This window comes from bacterium (assembly GCA_024742285.1).
Lineage (GTDB): Bacteria > Myxococcota_A > UBA9160 > UBA9160 > UBA4427 > UBA4427.
This window is the reverse complement of sequence record JANSYR010000009.1, coordinates 1-18149: the sequence shown is the minus strand read 5'-3', so window position 1 is coordinate 18149 and position 18149 is coordinate 1. Positions and strand designations below refer to the sequence as shown.

The window sequence follows — 18149 nt, the reverse complement described above, 5'->3', positions numbered from 1 at the left end:
CTCGCGCCCGCTCGAACCTCGTCCGAGCTGGCATTCCGATCGCGACGACTGCGGCGCACGGGTTCGCCCCATCCCTTCCGGCGGGATTCGCACGCACGACGAATCCGCTACGTGGGCAACGTAGATCGATGTGCCCGCGATGTCATCGGGCCGCGCCGCATGCTCGGCGACGGGACGCCAACCGGACGTTCGTCGCATCGGGGCGACCGATCGTCCCGTCCCGATCGATTGAACCACCCGGAGGCCACCGTTATGCTGCCTCGATGATCTCGACCGTCGTCGCCGATGACCATGGCATCGTGCGAGAAGGCCTCCGTCGCCTCCTCGAAGCCGAGCCCGACCTCAAGGTCGTCGGCGAGGCCGAGGACGGCCGTCAGGTGTTGACCGAGGTCGAGCGCAACCGCCCGGACATCGTCGTCCTCGACATCACGATGCCCCGCATGGGCGGGCTCGAGACCCTCGAGCGACTCCGGACCGACCACAAGGGCACGAAGGTGATCCTGCTCTCGGTCCACAACGATCCGCCCTTCATCCAGAGCGCGATCGGCCTGCGCGCGGATGGCTACGTCCTCAAGAACGGACGCGCCTCGGAGATCGTGACTGCGATCCGCGAGGTCATGAACGGCGGCAGTTATTTCTCGCCGGCCGTCGCTCGCGAGATCGTCGAGCAGGTCCGCTCCCCGAAGACCGACTCGCCGGATCCCTTCACCCTGCTCTCGTCCCGCGAACGGGAAGTGCTCCAACTGATCGCCGAGGGCCTCTCGGCGAAAGAGGTGGCCAGCGAGCTCTCGATCTCGACGAAAACCGTCGAGGCCCACCGGACGAGCCTCATGCGCAAGCTCGGCGTCCGCAAGGCGACCGAGCTCGTGCGCTATGCGCTGCGGCACGGGCTGATCGAGCCTTGATTTACCGCTCGGCGCTGCGCGCCTCTCGACGCGGCCTTTGTCGGCCGTGTCTTGCGCTCGAGGCTGAGGTGCTGGTAGCCGTACGCTGGCGGCGCGCCGCCTAACGTTGCGCTCGATCTCGCTCGAGGGTCACCAGGGTCTCGACGTGGGGGGTCTGGGGGAAGAGGTCGAAGGCGACGGCTTGCGCGAGCGTGTAGTCGGCGGCGGTGAGGTCTGCGAGGTCGCGTGCGAGGGTGCCGGGGTCGCAGGAGAGGTAGACGAGGCGCGGCGGCCCCTCGTCGATGAGCGCGCTGCGGACGGACTTCTCGAGGCCGGTGCGCGGTGGATCGACCAGGGCGAAGTCGGCGCCGGCGAAACGGCGTGCGAGATCGCGTCGGGTCTCGGCGCGACCGGCGACGACCTCCACCGACTGCGTGAGCTCCGCTCGGGCGAGGTTCTCCCGAAGATCGGCGACGGCGGAGGGCGCGCTCTCGATCGCCGCGCCGAAGAACCCGGCCCGTGCGAGGGGCAGGGTGAAGAAGCCGGCGCCCGCGTGAAGCTCCACGAAACGCGTGCCTGGCCCCGCATCCCCGCCCTTGCAGGCCGCGACGACGGCTTCGACGAGAGCGCCCCAGAGCAGGAGGTTGCCCTGGACGAAGCTCTCGCCGGACACGCGTAGGGACACGCCGGCGACTTCCACGAGGACGCTCGTCGGCGCCCCTGATTCGAGGCGCGACTTCCTGCGTGTTCCGACCGGCGTCAGGATCGACGTTCCGTCGGAGCCCGTCGTCACGACCCACTCCCGCGCTCGTCGCGACGGCCCTTCGTCCGAGGCCCGCACCTTCCGCCCGCGCGCCGCCAGCGCCTCCTCCGCCGAGGGGACGAGCACGGGACAGACGTCCACCGCGTGCGCGCCGTCGCCGCCCCGGACGCGGTAGCCGACGCCGCCTTCGCACTCGACGAAGCGCGCGCGCCCGCGGTAGGCGTAGGGCGAAGGAGACGCGACGACGGCGAGCTCTTCCGAGAGCGACACCCGGCCGATCCGCTCGAGGGCGTCCGCGACCGACTTCCGCTTCGCTTCGAGCTGTACGTCGTACGCGATCCGCTGCCAGAGACAGCCGCCGCAGGTCCCGAAATGCGGACACCGCGGCTCGACGCGCCCGGGTCCCGGCTCGAGGACCCGGATGATGCGCGCGCGGACGAAGCGCTTGCGTTCGTCGACGATCTCGATCGCGACGCGATCGCCCGGCACGCCACCGGCGACGAACACCACGCGACCGTCCGGCAGCCGGCCGACGCCGTCCCCTCCGGACGCGAGCGAATCGACCTCGACGATCACGCCCGCGTCGGACGTGTCACCGTCTTCCGGATCGACCGACACGCTCGTGCGTCAATCGGCGAGGCTGGTGGCGACGGAATCTTCGGTCACCTTCACGCGGGTGATCCGGCTCCCGGACACGTCGGTACACTCGAGGACGTAGCCCGGGACGCTGACCTTCTCGCCCTTGCGCGGCGCACGCTCGAGGGTGTTGAAGCAGAGGCCTCCGATCGTGTCGCCCTTCTCGGCGGGCACCTGCCAACCCGACTCGCGGTTGAAGTCGAGGACGCTCACGCGCCCGAGAACCTCGTAGCTGCCGTCGCGCAGCTTGCGGATCGTGAGCAGCTCCTCGGAGTCGAACTCGTCGCGAATCTCGCCGACGATCTCTTCGAGGATGTCCTCCTGGGTCACGAGCCCCTTGGTCACGCCGAACTCGTCCTTCACGAGGGCGACGTGACAGAACGCGCGCTGCATCTCGGTCAACAGCCGTAAGATCGGCTTGCGCTCCGGGACGCGCAGCACCGGCTTCAGGATCCCGAAGAGCTCCTTGCCATCGGCGCGATGGAGCTTGATCAGGTCCTTCAGATGGATCACGCCGAGGACGTGGTCGATCGAGTCCTCGTAGATCGGCACGCGGGTATAGCGGCCCTCGAGCATCTGCTCGATCAGCTCGGAGACCGGCGTGTCGGTGGGATAGGCCTCGATCTCGGTCCGCGGGACCATGATCTCGGACACGTCCATCTCGGCGGCGTTCGAGGTCGCACCGATGATCGCGAGCGGCGAGCCCGCATCTTCGACGTCGTCGAGGGCCTCGCGGGCGAGCCGGAGCACCTCTTCGGAGCCCAGGGATTCATCGCCCTCGATGCCGCCGGTCACGCGCCGCACGAGCGGCTCGATCCCGCGATCGAAGAGGCCGTGCACCGGACGCAGCATCTGGTGGAAGAGGTAGAGCGGAAGGCCGACCACCCGCGAGACGCCGCGCGGATGCCGCGCCGCGACGGCCTTGGGCAGGATCTCACAGAGCAACAGGACGAGGAGCGTCATCACGAAGGTCGCGGCCGGGATGCCGAGCTCGGTGCCGAGGAGCGAGATGGCGAGACCGGAGGCCACGGAGGCGCCGAGGATGTTCACGACGTTGTTGCCGAGCAGGATCGTGACGAGCAGGCGCGAGGACGAAGACGTCAGGTCGCGAACCGCCACGTCGGCCGGGCCGACCTGGTCCTTGTTCTCCCCATCGAGGTCGTGGGAGCGCAGGCGGAAGAGCGCCGTCTCGCTTCCGGAGAAGAAGGCGGAGGCCGCCAGACAGGCCACGATGATCAGGACAGCGCCGAGTACGGACATCACCATTCCTCCCATCGGCGTATCGAGCCCATCACTGCAGTGAGGGGCTCGGACCACGTCGAAGTGGGGGTCGAGGAGCGCTCGAGCCCGTTGAATCGCGGGCGAGCGGAGCGTCGGTCAGCGCGAGCGTAGGTTTCCGGGCGTGACGCGTGAGGCGCCCTTCGGCGAGAAGCGCGCGGGGGAGCCTTCAGCGGGCGCGGGACGCACCGAGACTCAGGAGCCTTCAGCGGGCGCGGGCAGCGCCCAAAGAGAGCCTTCAACCGGCGCGGGACGCGCCGTAAGAGAGCCTTCAGCGGGCGCGGGACGCGCCCTAAAAGGGAGGGCGAGCCGCGCTCGGGTTGGGGCGGCTCGTCGGGCTCGCCCGTCCGTGACGATGGAAAAGGGGAATCCATGGGTCCGGAAAAAGCTACCCCGCGCCCCTGGGGCGGGCAACATCAGCCCTCGTCGGCGGTCTCTTCGACCTTCTCCGCGCGCTCCAGGAAGATTCCGCATTCCTCGGCGGGCAGCGGCTTGCCGAAAAGGTAGCCCTGGAGCTCCTGGCAGCCGAGCTCGATCAGGACGCGCGCCTGCGCTTCGGTCTCGACGCCCTCCGCCACCACCTCGAGCCCGAGCCGATTCGCCAGGGCGACGACCGCGCAGGTCAGCGCCTCGTCGCTCTCGCTGTCCCCGATTCCGGAAACGAAGGAACGATCGATCTTGAGACGATCGATCGGAAACCGCTGGAGCGCGGAGAGGGACGAGTAGCCCGTCCCGAAGTCGTCGAGGGCGAATCCGATCCCCAGCGCCGTGAGGGCACCGATCCCGGCGATGATGTTCGGGCTCTCGTCGAGGATGCAGGACTCGGTGATCTCGAGCTCGATGTCCGAGGCGGAGAGGCCGTGCTCGTAGAGCAACTGTTCTACGCAGTTCGCAATCCCGAGATCGCGCAGCTGCTCGACGGAGAGGTTCACCGACATCCGGATCGGCGCGAAGCCCTGCTCCCGCCAGGCGACGAGCTGCCGGCAGGCCGTGCGGAGCACCCACTCGCCGATCGGGACGATCATGCCCGTCTCCTCGGCGACCGGAATGAACTCGTCGGGACGGACCATCTCGCCGGCGTCGTTCACCCAGCGGATCAGCGCCTCGACCGCAGAGACGCGTCCCGTCCGCGTGTCGCGAAGCGGCTGATAGTGGAGGACGAGCTGATCGCGCTCCAGCGCGTGGCGGAGGTCGGTCTCCAGCTGGAGTCGTCGCGCGGACGTCGCGTTCATGTCGGGCGAGAAGAATTCGTAGGCATTACCGCCGCGACTCTTCGCGTGATACATCGCGACGTCGGCAGCCCGCAGCAGGGTATCGGTATCCGTTCCATCGTCGGGGCAGACGGCGATTCCGATGCTCGCGCCGACGAAGATCTCGCGACCCTGGACTTCGAAGGGGCGGGAGAGCGAGTGGAGCACACGGCGCGCGACTCGGGCCGAATCCTGCGCGTGCTCGAGATCCTGCAGGAGGATGGTGAACTCGTCGCCTCCGAGGCGGGAGATCGGCACTCCACGGCCTTCGAGCTCGATGCGTTCGCGTCGTCCGAGTCCCACGGAGTCGCTTCCACGCACGGCGGCACGCAGCCGATCGGCGATCTGGCACAACAGCTCGTCGCCCATCGAGTGTCCGAGCGAGTCGTTGACCTGCTTGAAGCGATCGACGTCCAGGAAGAGCAACGCAAGCACCCGATCCGCTCGGCGCGCGCGCTCGAGCGCCGACGCGATCTGCTCGCGGAAGAGCTCACGGTTCGGGAGCGCCGTCAGCGAGTCGAAGTAGGCGAGGTGGCGGATCCGCTGTTCGGCCTGGATCCGCGAGGTGATGTCGCGCGCGGTCGCCTGGACACGTCCGTCGGCGAGGCGCCTGGCGGAGAGCTCGGCCCAGATCCAGCCGTTGCTCCCCTGACGCTTGAGGCGCCGAACGCTGCGAAGGGTCATTCCGGAGGCGAGGTTCTGGAGCGCGAGCGGGTCGTCGTCCACGTCGTCGGGATGGAAGAGCTCGATCACGCGCTTCCGATGGAGAATCGATTGAGGCAGCCCGAAGAGCTCGAGGGCCGCGCCGTTGCTCGTCAGGATCTGACCGCTCTCGTCGAACACGAGGATCCCGTCGGAGGCCTGCTCGACGAGCGCGCGGTACTGCCCTTCGCTCTTGCGGAACGCTTCCTCGGTCGCGACCCGATCGGTGATGTCGGTCATGGCGGCGTAGATGAGGACGACGCTCTCCTCGTCGGGATCGACGATCGCGCGCATCGAGCTCTCGACGAAGCGGATCCCCGCGCCGGGAAGGTCGAGCCGGTAGGTGCTGCGATCGCGTCCATACTCGAGCGTGCGACGCACGTGTTCGACCACGAAGGTGCGATCCTCGGGAACGAGGAACTCGTCCCACGCGCTGGGATCGACGGGCCCCGCCCTGCCGGGCACGTCCCCCCCGACCCACTCGCGCACCCAGGATCCGTCGGCGCTCATTCGGATCACGAACGCCCAGTCGCAACCGAGGTCCGCGAAGATCTCGCGCGCGTCCACGGACTCGCGATCACGCGCGAGCGCGGTCGCGAGGGCGTCGTCGAAGGTGAAACCCGCTTCGCCGCTGGCATCTCTGGGAGAATCCATGCTCGGCCGCCACGCGTGCTCCGGGCATTCGGAGCTTGCCTTCCTATCGTCTCGCTGCGACGGCAACCCGATCGGGCGTTAGGCGGGCGCTCGGCTGGGGAGAACGCCGGGCGCGCGACCCACAACGCGTCCCGCCTCGATCGGCGACGACCCGACCGCTCATGAGAACGAACGATCGTCCGGCCGGACGCGACCGCTCAGCCGGCGACGACGAAGCCCTGGTCGGCGAGCGCGCTCCGGAGCGGTGCCTCGGGGTCTGACAGGATCTCACGGAGCAAACGGACCGCCGGCCGATCGAAGCGCGACGCAGGCACGACGAAGTCGTATTCCTCCGCCTGGAGCGGTACGAAGCGGAGGCCCGCATCGCGTGCGACGGATTCGATCGTGACGCCCCAGTCCGCGCGACCCTGGGCAATGGCGGCCGCGACCGCATAGTGGGACCGCGGCTCGTAGGGATATCCTGGAGGTCGGCGGTCTCCGAGCAGCCGATCGATCAACACCCGGGTGCCCGCGCCGCGGTTCCGGTTCACCATCCGCACGGTCGGGTCTTCGAGGAGTTCTTCGATGCCCCGCGTCTCTTCGAGACGCGTGGCGATCCCCTGCATGCGCCGGTAGCCGCGAACGAGCTCGAGGCCGGGCTTCAGGAAGGGCGTGTTGTAGCGGTCGGTCTCGGGATCGAGCAGGTGGATCGGTGCGAGGTCGCACTCGCCCCGGGACGCAGCGGCGAGTCCGCCGTGGGAACCGACCGCGAGAAGCTTCACGCCGAAGCCGTGACCCGCGAGCTCGCTCGCGATCAGGTCGAGGCCCGCGCAGTGGCTCCCGATCACGACGAGGTCGGCGACCGCGACGTCGCGGCCGATCAGGGTGACCTCGACGGGCGTATCCGCCTCGACGAGCTCGGTGTTCCGACCGATCCGTACGAAACCGTCGGCGCGGGAGAAGCTCGTCACGCTTCCGCTTCCCTTGCCCATCGGATAGGCGGAGAGCCTCCCCTCGCCGTCTCCGACGAGCCCGACGAGCAGATACTCGAGTCGCCCGCGCTCGCTCTGGGTCTTGATCGCGAGCCGCGCCGAACGGGTTTCACGACCCTCGGACGGCTGGCCGGCGAGGTCGCGGACGAGCGGCGCCACGAACTCGTGAAAGGTGAAGATCGCGCTCGTCGGGAAGCCCGGCAGGATCACGACGGGCGTGTCGCCCTGGGCCGCGAGACAGATCGGCTTGCCCGGCTTGAGCGCAACGCCGTGGACGAGGATCCCGGGCTCGAGCTCGCCGACGACGACGGCGTTCAGATCCCCTTCGCCTTTCGACGTGCCGCCGGAGAGCAGGACCATGTCCGCGTCCGCCAGCGCTTCGCGCATCGCCTTGCGGAGCGCTTCGAGATCGTCGCGAAACGCCCCGTAGAAAACCGGATCACCGCCCAGCTCCTGCACCGCGTCGGCCAGGATCCGCCCGTTGCTGTCGTACACGAGCCCGGGCCGCATCGCCTCGCCGGGCTGCACGATTTCGTCCCCGGTCGAGAGGATCGCGACCCTCGGCCGCCGCACGACCTCGAGCCGCTCGCATCCGATCGCCGCGAGGACACCGGTCTCGCGCGAGGTGAGCTTCGTACCGGCGAAGAGCACCGTCTCGCCGCGACCCATGTCGGTCCCGGCGAAGCTGACCGCCGCGCCCGGCACCCGCGGAGCGCGGACGAGGACGAAGGCCGGATCGTCGGGGTCGACGTCGGTGACCTCGATCGGCGCCACGGCGTCCGCGCCCCGAGGAAGCATGCCGCCGGTCGCGATGGTCGTGGCCGTGCCTTCGGTCACCTCGATCGCAGGCTCGATTCCGGTCGCCAGCACTTCGTCGTTCAGCCGGAGACGAACCGGCTCTTCCTCGGCGACGCCGAAGGTGTCCGCGGCGCGAATCGCGAAGCCGTCCATGTTCGAGCGGTCGAAGCCCGGAACGTCGACGCCGGCCCGGACGTCTTCGGCGAGCACGCGTCCGAGGGCGTTCTCGAGGGTGATCGTCTCGCTCCCGAGCGCGGCCCCGCCCACCACTTTGCGCCAACGTGCCTCCGCTTCGTCCCGATCGAGGACCTCGAGGAACTGCTGCTGGGGACGACTCATGCGGAGGGCACCTCGTCGTCGTAGAGCAGGACCTCGACGCTCGCCCCTTCGCGCATCCCTTCGAGCTCCCGAGGCACGACGACGGCGCCCGCGGCACGCACCGTCGAGGAGAGGATCGAAGCGCCGGCGGTCGCGAGCGGCGTCGCCTGTCCGTCTTCGATCGCCACGCGCACGTAGTCCGTTCGCCCGACCTCGGAAACGATCTTGCGGGCGAGGGGCAGCGTCACGCGTCGATGGGGCCACGCACGCGCCCGGCCTCCGAGGGCGCGGAGGGTCGGCCCCGCGAAGAACTCGTAGGCCGCGAGACAGCTGACCGGGTTGCCGGGCAGCAGGAATACGAAGCGGTCGCCGATCCGTCCGACCCCGGTCGGGCTCGACGGACGCATGGAGATGCCGTGATAGGTGAGCTCCCCGAGTTCGGAGAGGAGGCGAGGCGCGTGGTCCTCCTGGCCGACGGACGTCCCCCCGGAGACGAGGACCACGTCGGCGTCTTCGCTCGCCATCGCCTCGCGGATCTTCTCGGGCACGTCCGGCAGGATCTCGAACGGAAGCGAGTCGCCCCCGTCCCGCGCGACCAGGCCGCGCAGGACCACGGAGTTGCTGTCGACGATCTGCGAGCCGGCGGGAACGGAGCCGGCGGGCAGCAGCTCGTCGCCGGTCACGACCAGCCGCACGCGCGGGCGCCGCACACACGAGACCTCCGCCCGGCCGATCGAAGAAAGCAAGCCCGCGTCCTGGGGACGCAGCCGGCGCCCCGCCGCGAGGACCGGATCGCCCTTCGCGATGTCCTCTCCGATCGCGCCGACGTTCTTGCGCGGCGCGACCGCTTCGGAGATCGAGACCACGCCGTCCGCTTCTTCGCAGACCTCGGCCTTCACGACCGCGTCGGCGCCGTCGGGAATCGGCGCTCCGGTCATGATGCGCACCGCTTGCCCGGCCTGCAGGGTCGACTCGAACGGGTTTCCGGGCAACGAGAGACCGACGACTTCGAGGCGGATCGCGTCGTAGTCCGAGGCGCCAAAGCTCTCCTCCCCTCGGATCGCGTAGCCGTCCATCGCCGATCGCGGGAAGCCCGGCACGTCGACCTCGGCGGTCACGTCCTCGGCGAGGACCCGGCCGACGCAGTCGAGCAGCGCGACCGGCTCGCCTTCGAGCGCGCGCGCGTGTTCCGCCAGGAACGCCTCGACCACTTCCACGTCGACCCGTTCCGCGAACCCGCGCATGCGAACGTCGTGCTTCACCGGAGGAACCTCGAATCCGCCATCCAGAACGGAAGACGGGCAGGGAGCATCACCCCCTGCCCATCACGAGCCTTCGTTAGACCGCGAGCCCCCGTCGCCGAGCGCCCGCAGGCGAATGATTAGCCGAGCGCCCGCAGGCGAATGAGCAGCCGAGCGCCCGCAGGCGACTAACCAGACGCGCGGGCGGTGTAGAGCTCCGGGCGCGGCGCGAAGCGGACCTTCGACTGGTTGATGATGTCCAGGGACACATCGAACTTCATCGCGTTGTCCGGGCCGATGCCCTCCTCCACCAGGCATTCGGAGAGGCCGTTGTCCTCGTCCTTCCAGCCCGCGGCGGCGTTGAACTTCCACTCGTCTTCGAGGCACTCCCAGCCCTGATCACCGAGCTGCTCCGGCGTCACGTCCTCGCCGTAGAGCAGCGAGTAGTAGTTGGCCATGAGCGTGAGCGTCGGCGAGATGAACTGACAGAAGCCCGAGGAGTCGCAGACCATGTTCACGATCTGGCACTCCTGCGAGGCCTGGGCGTACTCGTCCGGACCGAGGCCGGGGTTCACGACCAGGCCGGCCGTGTGATCCGCTCCCATCGGGCCCGCGGCGTAGGTCACGCCGGTCGCCTTGAGCGGACGCGGGTCCCAGGCCGGGATCGCCTGACCGCGACCGTGCGGGACGCGCTTGTGGCCCGTGCCCTTGCCCGTCGCGACGGCGCCGTTACCGATCATCTTGCCGCGGTCGGTGCCCTCTGCGATGTCCTTGAGCAGCTGGATCGCGGCGTCCGAGTCGCCCCACTCCATCTGGCCCGCGTCCATCAGGATCGCGATCGCGCCCCCGGTCTCGATCGTGTCGAGGCCGACCTCGTCACAGAGCCGGTCGAGCTCGGCGACCTCTTCGAAGGTCTTGATCGCGCAGGAGGCACCCAGCAGCGTCAGCGTCTCGAACTCGAGCGCGCTCGTCTTGTAGTTGCCGTCCCGGTCGTGGACGATGTTCGAGCACTTCACGATGCAGCCCGTCATGCAGTTGTGCATGCCGCCGCCGCGAGTCTCGAAGCTCTCGACGATCCGCGCGCCGTCGAGGGTCTCGACGTCGGGGCTCTGGCCGGCGGTGCGGTTCTTGTAGACGAACGTGTTCAGCATGTTCGCCATCGGGACGACCGAGGACGTACCGAACTTGAACATCTGCGGACCGTCCAGGTACTCCTGGGAGTAGGTCTTGTTCTGCTTGTTGAAGTCCTTGCTGGCAGGCTGACGGGTCTTCGCCTTGCCGGGATCGACCAGCACCCACTTGAGGCCCTTGCTCCCCATCACGGCACCGACGCCACCGCGGGCGGCGTGACGCGCCGGGCGGCGCTCCTGGTCCTGATCGGTGCAGGCGACCGAAGCGCCCGCGAGCTGGAGCTCGCCGGCCGGGCCGATCGAGATCGCGCTCGCGTTCTTGCTCTCGCCCTCGAAGAGCTTGTCGCAGGACGCGTAGTTCCACATTCCCTTGTAGTCGTCGGCGGAGACGACGGAAACCTCGCCCTCGTCGATCCGCAGGCCGTAGCGCTTGTCCGCATCGGCGGGCTGGCCCTTCACGACGACCGCGCGGATGCCGAGCTTCATCAGGTGCTGGCCGGGGTTGCCGCCGGCGTTGGCCTCTTTGATGCCGCCGGTGAGCGGGCTCTTGCAGCCGATCGAGATCCGGCCGGAGGTCGGGGCGGTCGTGCCCGAGAGGACGCCCGGCGCCATCACGAGGACGTTGTCCGGACCGAGGGGATCACAGGTCGGGTCGCAGTCGCGGGTCAGGATCTTCGCGGAGAGACCGCGACCGCCGAGCAGCTTCCACTCGGCGGGGAAGTCCTCGAAGGACGTCGTCTGGTCCGTCATGTTGACGTGGAGGATTCGGTCTCCCTCGGGTCCGGCCATGTTGTTGTTTCCTTGGTGATGTGGGTGCAAGGCACGCCCGCGACGCACAGCGCGGGAAGGGGAAGATTGAAGGAGCGGCGCTCTCGCCGCAATGCGCGATCCGAACTCGTGGTCCGGACGCGGCGCGCGAATCGCGCGGAATCAAGGAAGGGGGATCGACCGCTAGCCGCCGGCGATCGCCGCGATCACCTCGATCTCGTCCGTTGCCGAGACCGACTGCGCCAGAGTGTCGACGTCGCGCTCGAGGAGCTCGCCGTTCAGGGTGACCTTCACGAATTTGTGGATTTCGCCGGTCTTCGGGTCGATCACGAGCTCCCGGAGACCAGGGAACTTCTCTTCGACCTGATCGAAGCAGGCCGCGATCGTCTCGCCGTCGACGATCGCCTCGGGCTCCCCGCGGGTGGGGCCCTGGAAGACGACCGGGATGATGACCTTGGGCATGGTGGGGGCTCCTTCGCGGTCCTCGTCGCCGACCGCGGCTGGGATGGGTGGCCGTCCCCGAGCATAGGGATCCGAGGAAGGGGCAGCGCGTCGACCGGGCTCAGCCCCGATCCTGCGTGGGGTAGTAGTAGCGACGCCGGGCGGGAATCTGCCAGAAGCGGTCGTCGGGGGCGTCGAAGGCCCGTCCGCCGTCCGGCCGCGGTCGCGAGTCCGGCAGCCAGGCCGTCAGGAAGCCGTCGCGCCCGCGGCCGTGGTGGACGCAGCCCGTGTCGAGTCCGCGGAGGCCGTTTGCGACGTGGAGTCCCTGCCTCGCCCAGTGTCCGTAGACGAGGCCGTAGTCCGGTTCGGCCGCGGCCCAGGCGTGGTGCCAGGCGCCTTCCGGCGTCGCCGGCTGCTTGCTCGACCACCCGCTCGCGTCGCCCGCGCGTCCCCGAGTGAGCCGGGCGAGGTCGTCGCGAACCGGATCCTCCGGCGGATCCGTCGCGAGGAAGGACCGCGCATCGGACTCGCCCGCGGACAGACGCGCGCTCGCGGCCGCCCCACGCTCGACCAGCTCGGCGTGGGACCAACCCGCGCCGCAGCTCGCGTGGATCATCGCGAAATGCTGTCCATCGATCTCACCCGGCACGACCAGCGGACGCCCCCGCAGCCAGGTGACCCACTCGCCCGCGTCCGGCGCCGCGAGCACGTCCCCGATCGAGTCGTTCTCCGAGAGGTCCCGCAGGCCGAGGTGCGCCGAGATCAGGTGGATCTCGTGGTTCCCGAGGACGTATTCCGCGCGGCCCGCCTCGACGAGCGCACGCACGCGCTCGAGCGGCCGGCGATTGTCCGGGCCCCGGTTCACGAGGTCCCCCGCCACCCAGAGCACGAAATCGTCCCCGTACGTCCCGCGGACCCGCTCGAGGAGGAGCTCGAGCTCGTCCGCGCAGCCCTGGACGTCACCGACGAAGATGCGCTGCATCCGGTCGCCCCGTCCGCCTAGCCGCGGGTGACGCAGCGGTTCGAGAGGCGCCCGATCTGGTCCATCTCGCTCTCGATGACTTCGCCGGGGGCCAGATAGCGACGGGGCTCGCGGACCGAACCCACGCCGCCGGGGGTTCCGGTGAAGATCAGATCCCCCGGATAGAGGACGCAGAACTTCGAGATGTACTCGATCAGCTGGGGGACGGTGAAGATCAGGTTGCTCGTGTTCGAGTCCTGCATCTTCTCGCCCGCGACCCAGCAGCGGAGACCGACCGCGTCCGGGTCGGAGAACTCGTCGAGGCTGACCAGCGCCGGCCCGATCGGTCCGAAATTCGTGGCGGACTTGCCGAGGCTGAACTGCGGCGGCTTCGACGAGAACTGCAGCCGTCGATCGGAGATGTCCTGCCCGAGGGTCATGCCCGCGACGTGGTCCCAGGCACGGTCGGCGGGCACGTCGCGCGCCTCCTTCCCCATCACGACGACCTGCTCCACTTCCCAGTCGACCCGCTCGCCGGTCAGCGGCACGTCCGCGTTCGGCCCCACGATGCAGCTCGGGAACTTCGTGAAGACCATCGGAACGTCGGGAATCGGCAGACTCGCCTCCTCGGCGTGATCCTGGTAGTTGAGGCCGATCGCGAAGACCTGGGTCGGATTCGGCACGGGTGCGCCGAGCTTCTCGACTTCGACGATCGGACCCGCGGCGCCGGTCGACTGCTCCGAGGCCCAGCGACGGATCTCGTCCCATTGTCCGAAGACCGCCATCGGATCCGACGAAAAGCGCTCTCCGCTGTGGAGGGCCAGATCGACGAAGCGGCCGGCCACGTCGAGCCCGACGCGACCTTCGAGATTCACCAGACGCATGCGCGATCTCCCCTGCTCGGACCGCCGCCGGCGGCGATCGGGCGCCCATCCTAACGCGGCTCCTGCGATCCGCCGGCGCATGGATGGGGGCGCATCACGTCCCGAGGGGCCGAGGCCCCGCGTTCACGGGCAGGGCGCCGGCATTCCACCCGTCGCCCGCCGGCAGGCATGCGGTAACTTCCCGCCTTCGAAGCGACCGAGGTCCGCCCCCCGACCCGACCCACCGAAACCAGCGGTGGGTCCGTGTACGGAGGTCGTGGGCCCCGATCGGACGCCGCCCCGGCCCAGTGAAACGGCCGGGCGTGCAGGCGAGTGTTCGCCGCGGCGTGGGGTGAGCCGTTTGGGACGTCGAATCATCATCTGCGATGGAGCCGAGAGCGCGCGCCTGTGGAGCCGCATCGGCACCGATTCGTCCGAAGAACTCACGTGGATTCCGCGTGACGAAGAGGAGGCCCGTGCGCGACCGCCGGGCTTCAAGATCCTGCAGGGCGGCCTCGACGAAGAGTCGATCGGCAAGCTCGACCCGACGCCGGACGACGAGTTCGCGCTCGTCAGCGACGAAGGACCGTGGACCCGCCTCGCCGTCCGCGAGATCCGGAAGCTCGACGAAGACGCCGCGATCCTCGTCCTCTCGGACAGCCTGACCTCGGACGACCTGCCGGATCACCCGACCCTGCGGCGCACGGGCTGGAAGACCCAGATCCGCGACGACATCAACGACGAGTTCGGCCACCTCGCGAATCTCCAGCGCGTGGTCAAGATCCGGGAGCTGCTCGGGGACCGGGAGAAGGTCGGGATCCTGCTCCAGCCGGATCCGGATCCGGACGGAATCGCGAGCGCGTATGCCCTCCGATACCTGCTCGGACGCAAGCGCACGACGGCGCCGTTGATCTCCTTCGGCGAGGTCCAGCGCCCGGAGAACCAGGCGCTCTGCGATGCGATCGGAATCGAGGTCCGGGTCATCACGCCGGAGGAGCTGTCGGAGTTCGATGCCCTCGTGCTCGTCGACGTCCAGCCGAACGTGTTCGGCGACGATCCGCCGGAGCGACTCAAGCAGCCCGACGTCGTGATCGATCACCATCCGGAGCGCACGGGCTACAGCGCCACCATCAAGGACATTCGCGTGTCCTACGGCGCGACCGCCTCGATCTTCACCGAGTACCTCCGCGCGACCGACACCGAGATCAACGCGAAGCTCGCGACCGCGCTCCTCTACGGCATCAAGAGCGACACCCAGTACCTGGGCAGGCAGACGAGCAACCGGGACATGCTCTCGTTCTCCTATTTGCACGCATCGCACTCGCCGGCGCTGCTGCGACGGATCGAACGCCCCGCGCTGCCGCACGACGGCCTCAAGGCGCTCGGTCGCGCGCTCTCGGCCGTCGACGTCCGCGACGGCATCAACATCCTCGTGCTGGGCCGCGTGCGCGAAGACGTCATCCCGCAGGTCGCCGACATGGCACTCCAGGCCGAAGGCGCCGAGTGGTCGATCGCCGTCGGAACGGTCGGGCGCGATCTCGTCTTCTCGGTCCGGAACGTGGGCTACGTCCGCGCCGCCGGCGAGGTCGTACGCGCCGTCGTCGAAGGCCTCGGCGTCGGCGGCGGCCACCGTTCGATGGCCAAGGGGATCATCCCGCTCAAGGCCTTCCGCGAAGTCTACGGCCGCGCGAACAAGGAACAGATCAAGAGCGCGCTCTACGACGCGTTCGTCCGCGCGATCCACGACGACCGCGACGAGAGCTGATCGGCGTGGCTCGCCCGAAAGCGCTCGAAACACCCGAGATCGAGGCGAAGCTCGCGGATCTCGAGGGCTGGTCCCTCGAGGACGGCAAGCTCCACCGCTCCTTCCGGTTCGCGAACTTCGTCGAAGCCTTCGGCTTCATGGCGAGCGTGGCCCTGGTCGCCGAGAAGATGGATCACCACCCCGAATGGTCGAACGTCTACGACCGGGTCGAGGTCGACCTGACGACCCACGATGCGGGCGGGATCACGGTTCTGGACTTCGAGCTGGCGGTCGCGATGAACGCGGCAGCCGACTAGCGACGTCTACGCCCCGAACGTGAGCAGCTCGTGCGCGCCCTGGACGCGATCGGCGATGTCGATCCCGACCGGGCACGACCCGAGACACGGCGCCGAGCAGCCGTCGCAGGCACTCGCATTCACGGGGAGCTTCGCGTAGAGCTCCATCGCGTTGCGCTCGTCCTTGTAGTCCTCGAAGTACATGCGGTGCCGCAGGACGTCGGCGATCGGCACGCCTTCCGGGCAGCTGTCGAGACAAGCGCCGCAGTGGGGGGCGCAGTACGACCCGATGATGCCTCGGTCGTAGCGCTCGAGGATCGCGAGGTCCTCGTTCGTGATCTGCTTGCCTGAAGCGAAGAGATACTCGTCGAGATGCTGCATCTCGAAGAACGAAATCACCGCGCAGGAGACCTTCGGATTCGAGTGCACCCATTTGAGCGCGGCCTGGGCGTAGGAGTTCGCGTCGTGGAAATCCTCGAGGTTCCGATGGCGCGCGCCCTTGAGCGTCTTCATGGCGACGATGCCCATGTCCTGCTCGTCGTGGGCGCGGTCGATGATCGATCCGAGGTGGGGCCAGATCCCGTGGTGGTAGGCGAGCATCATGACGTCGAAGCGACCGGAATCGATCGCCTGGTTCGCGACCGGCTCGAGGCGCGGCGTGTGGGTCGAGACGCCGAGGAAACGCGCCTTGCCCTCATCCTTGAGGCGAACAAAGGCTTCGTGGACGTTCGGGTCCATCAGGCGCTCGACCTCGTCACAGGAGTGGATGTGCACGAGGTCCACGTAGTCCGTGCCCATGCGCGTGAGGGACTCCTCGATGACGGACTTGTATTTCTCGACCGGAGTCCCCGCCGGCAGATGACCGATCGGCGTGCAGAACTTCGTCGCCAGAAACACCTCGTCGCGCGGAATCTCCTTCAGCGCGCGACCGACGGCGAGCTCGCTGCCTTCGACGGAGTAGTCGGGCGCCGTATCGATGTAGTTGATTCCACGATCGAAGGCGCCGGTCACGATCTTCCAGTTCGCCTCGCGGATCCGACCCGCACCGAGGACGGTGTCCGAGATCGGCCATTCGGTCCGACCGAGGCGGCCGTAGGACTCGACGCGCGCGCCCTTCCAGGCGTCGTCCCAGTTCGGGTGGGTCTTCACGACGCCGGTGTCCCCGCTGATCTTCGACTGGATGTCGAGCCAGCCGCCGCCGTGCTTTCCGACACCAAAGAGCGTATGCCCCAGGGCGCCCGCGAGTCCGGCGACGAAGGCGCTCGCCCCCGCGGCGGAGCCCGCGAGGAAGGCGCGGCGCCCGTCCGGACGGGTCGGCGCCTCGCGGCGGGACAGGACGAAGAAGAAGCCGCCGAGGAGCAGCAGGATCACGACGCCGAGGACGATGCCTCCGACCGCTTTGGTCGCGCCCGGAGCGAGGGTCGATTGGATCCACTCGCCGGCTGGGAAGAAGCTCGAGTCGAGCCCGATCAGCGAGTGGTAGATCAGGTCCCCGCTCGTGGCCCAGCCGATCACGAGGGAGACGCCCACCGCGATCATCACCCAGGGGCGCCGCTTGCCCGCCTCCGTCGTCTCGCTGCCGGATTCCTCGGTCGACATCGCGCGCCCTCCTATCGTGGGTCCTCTCGTGGGTCCTCGAACCGTCGCTGCCCGGCCCCGAATCGGATGGCCGCGCCGCCCGCGTCGGACGATCTGCGCACTCGTCGGCGCTTCCGGTTTGCGGGGCCTCGACGGACTGGGCAAGTATAAGGCCGACCATGGCCGAACCGCTCATCATCCCGGACGTCGCGTCCCTCCCCGAATACGAGGGAACCGATCTCGGTGTCACCGACTGGCACGAGATCGATCAGACGAAGATCGACGCCTTCGCGCAGGCGACCGGGGACCACCAGTGGATCCACGTCGATCCGGAGCGCGCCGAAGCCGAGTCGCCCTTCGGTGCGACCGTCGCCCATGGCTACATGACCCTCGCCCTCGCCCCGGCCCTGCTACCGGAGATCGTCGAGGTCGCGAAGCGGTCCCAGATCGTGAACATCGGCCTCGACAAGGTCCGACTGCGCGAGCCCGTCAAGGTCGGGAGCCGGCTGCGCCTCGGAGCGACGGTGAAGAACGTTCGCCCCATGAAGGGCGGAACCATGCGGCTCGCGCTCGACGTCCGCTTCGAGGTCGAGGGCACGAAGCGCCCGGTCTGCACGGGCGAGCTGGTCTTCCTCTACTTTCCATGAGGTAGGGCGACGACCGCGCGCCTTCGTCGCATCCTGCTGTCAGGCGACGCAGAGCGAACCGGGTTGCTCGACCGCCCGCGCGCGACGACTAGTTCTGGGGCCCAAAGGGCTTGTTGACACCTGAGATTCCTTCGGAGGAAATGGGGTTGCAGACCAACCACCTCCACCGAAGGGAGATCTCAGGTGCAACTCCATCCTAACGCGAAGCTGACGCCGAAGACGCGGC

General features: G+C 68.7%; 14 protein-coding genes. 4 read left to right on the top strand and 10 right to left on the bottom strand.

Annotated elements, in window-relative coordinates; translation table 11 throughout:
- The first annotated feature begins 263 nt into the window (after nt 1-263).
- The gene (locus tag NXI30_16635; GenBank protein ID MCR9095850.1) at nt 264-905 is read left to right on the top strand and encodes a response regulator transcription factor; all 642 of its coding nucleotides are present in this window, start codon (nt 264-266) and stop codon (nt 903-905) included.
- A 100-nt stretch (nt 906-1005) separates the two neighbouring features.
- Here the strand turns inward: NXI30_16635 and NXI30_16630 are convergent, their stop codons facing one another.
- The 9 genes from NXI30_16630 to NXI30_16590 form a co-directional block, all read right to left on the bottom strand.
- Nucleotides 1006-2265 carry a TRAM domain-containing protein gene (locus NXI30_16630; protein MCR9095849.1) on the bottom strand — a complete coding sequence of 420 codons (1260 nt, stop codon included), beginning with the start codon at nt 2263-2265 and terminating at the stop codon, nt 1006-1008.
- Nucleotides 2266-2274: 9 nt separating this feature from the next.
- Nucleotides 2275-3543, bottom strand: a complete 1269-nt coding sequence (locus tag NXI30_16625) for a hemolysin family protein (GenBank protein MCR9095848.1) — start codon at nt 3541-3543, stop codon at nt 2275-2277.
- A gap of 434 nt (nt 3544-3977) precedes the next feature.
- Nucleotides 3978-6167, bottom strand: a complete 2190-nt coding sequence (locus tag NXI30_16620) for an EAL domain-containing protein (protein ID MCR9095847.1) — start codon at nt 6165-6167, stop codon at nt 3978-3980.
- 197 nt (nt 6168-6364) lie between these two features.
- Nucleotides 6365-8275: a molybdopterin biosynthesis protein gene (locus NXI30_16615; protein MCR9095846.1), complete on the bottom strand. Its 1911-nt coding sequence runs from the start codon at nt 8273-8275 to the stop codon at nt 6365-6367.
- Nucleotides 8272-9516, bottom strand: coding sequence for a molybdopterin molybdotransferase MoeA (locus NXI30_16610; protein MCR9095845.1), 1245 nt, complete (start codon nt 9514-9516; stop codon nt 8272-8274). Before NXI30_16610 ends, NXI30_16615 begins: the two co-directional genes overlap by 4 nt.
- 167 nt (nt 9517-9683) lie before the next feature.
- Nucleotides 9684-11414 (bottom strand): aldehyde ferredoxin oxidoreductase, encoded by a 1731-nt coding sequence (locus NXI30_16605; GenBank protein ID MCR9095844.1) that lies wholly within the window; start codon nt 11412-11414, stop codon nt 9684-9686.
- 162 nt (nt 11415-11576) lie between these two features.
- Nucleotides 11577-11855, bottom strand: a complete 279-nt coding sequence (locus NXI30_16600) for a MoaD/ThiS family protein (protein ID MCR9095843.1) — start codon at nt 11853-11855, stop codon at nt 11577-11579.
- Nucleotides 11856-11955: 100 nt separating this feature from the next.
- The gene (locus NXI30_16595; protein MCR9095842.1) at nt 11956-12816 is read right to left on the bottom strand and encodes a metallophosphoesterase; all 861 of its coding nucleotides are present in this window, start codon (nt 12814-12816) and stop codon (nt 11956-11958) included.
- 17 nt (nt 12817-12833) lie between these two features.
- On the bottom strand, nt 12834-13679 hold the full coding sequence (locus NXI30_16590; protein ID MCR9095841.1) for a fumarylacetoacetate hydrolase family protein: 846 nt from the start codon (nt 13677-13679) through the stop codon (nt 12834-12836).
- 340 nt (nt 13680-14019) lie between these two features.
- Here NXI30_16590 and NXI30_16585 point away from each other — a divergent pair, with 340 nt between their 5' ends.
- On the top strand, nt 14020-15423 hold the full coding sequence (locus tag NXI30_16585; GenBank protein MCR9095840.1) for a DHH family phosphoesterase: 1404 nt from the start codon (nt 14020-14022) through the stop codon (nt 15421-15423).
- Nucleotides 15424-15428: 5 nt separating this feature from the next.
- The gene (locus NXI30_16580) at nt 15429-15719 is read left to right on the top strand and encodes a 4a-hydroxytetrahydrobiopterin dehydratase (protein ID MCR9095839.1); all 291 of its coding nucleotides are present in this window, start codon (nt 15429-15431) and stop codon (nt 15717-15719) included.
- Between the two features lie 6 nt (nt 15720-15725).
- On the opposite strand, the gene NXI30_16575 is transcribed toward NXI30_16580, so the two are convergent.
- Nucleotides 15726-17297 carry an aldo/keto reductase gene (locus NXI30_16575; protein MCR9095838.1) on the bottom strand — a complete coding sequence of 524 codons (1572 nt, stop codon included), beginning with the start codon at nt 17295-17297 and terminating at the stop codon, nt 15726-15728.
- Nucleotides 17298-17455: 158 nt separating this feature from the next.
- Here NXI30_16575 and NXI30_16570 point away from each other — a divergent pair, with 158 nt between their 5' ends.
- Nucleotides 17456-17923 (top strand): MaoC family dehydratase, encoded by a 468-nt coding sequence (locus tag NXI30_16570; protein ID MCR9095837.1) that lies wholly within the window; start codon nt 17456-17458, stop codon nt 17921-17923.
- Nucleotides 17924-18149: the final 226 nt, after the last annotated feature.

Coding starts and splice junctions, on each gene's coding strand:
- NXI30_16590 (MCR9095841.1), bottom strand. CDS start 13,679: ATGCGTCTGGTGAATCTCGAAGGTCGCGTCGGGCTCGACGTGGCCGGC.
- NXI30_16575 (MCR9095838.1), bottom strand. CDS start 17,297: ATGTCGACCGAGGAATCCGGCAGCGAGACGACGGAGGCGGGCAAGCGG.
- NXI30_16635 (MCR9095850.1), top strand. CDS start 264: ATGATCTCGACCGTCGTCGCCGATGACCATGGCATCGTGCGAGAAGGC.
- NXI30_16625 (MCR9095848.1), bottom strand. CDS start 3,543: ATGTCCGTACTCGGCGCTGTCCTGATCATCGTGGCCTGTCTGGCGGCC.
- NXI30_16595 (MCR9095842.1), bottom strand. CDS start 12,816: ATGCAGCGCATCTTCGTCGGTGACGTCCAGGGCTGCGCGGACGAGCTC.
- NXI30_16600 (MCR9095843.1), bottom strand. CDS start 11,855: ATGCCCAAGGTCATCATCCCGGTCGTCTTCCAGGGCCCCACCCGCGGG.
- NXI30_16615 (MCR9095846.1), bottom strand. CDS start 8,275: ATGAGTCGTCCCCAGCAGCAGTTCCTCGAGGTCCTCGATCGGGACGAA.
- NXI30_16570 (MCR9095837.1), top strand. CDS start 17,456: ATGGCCGAACCGCTCATCATCCCGGACGTCGCGTCCCTCCCCGAATAC.
- NXI30_16605 (MCR9095844.1), bottom strand. CDS start 11,414: ATGGCCGGACCCGAGGGAGACCGAATCCTCCACGTCAACATGACGGAC.
- NXI30_16620 (MCR9095847.1), bottom strand. CDS start 6,167: ATGGATTCTCCCAGAGATGCCAGCGGCGAAGCGGGTTTCACCTTCGAC.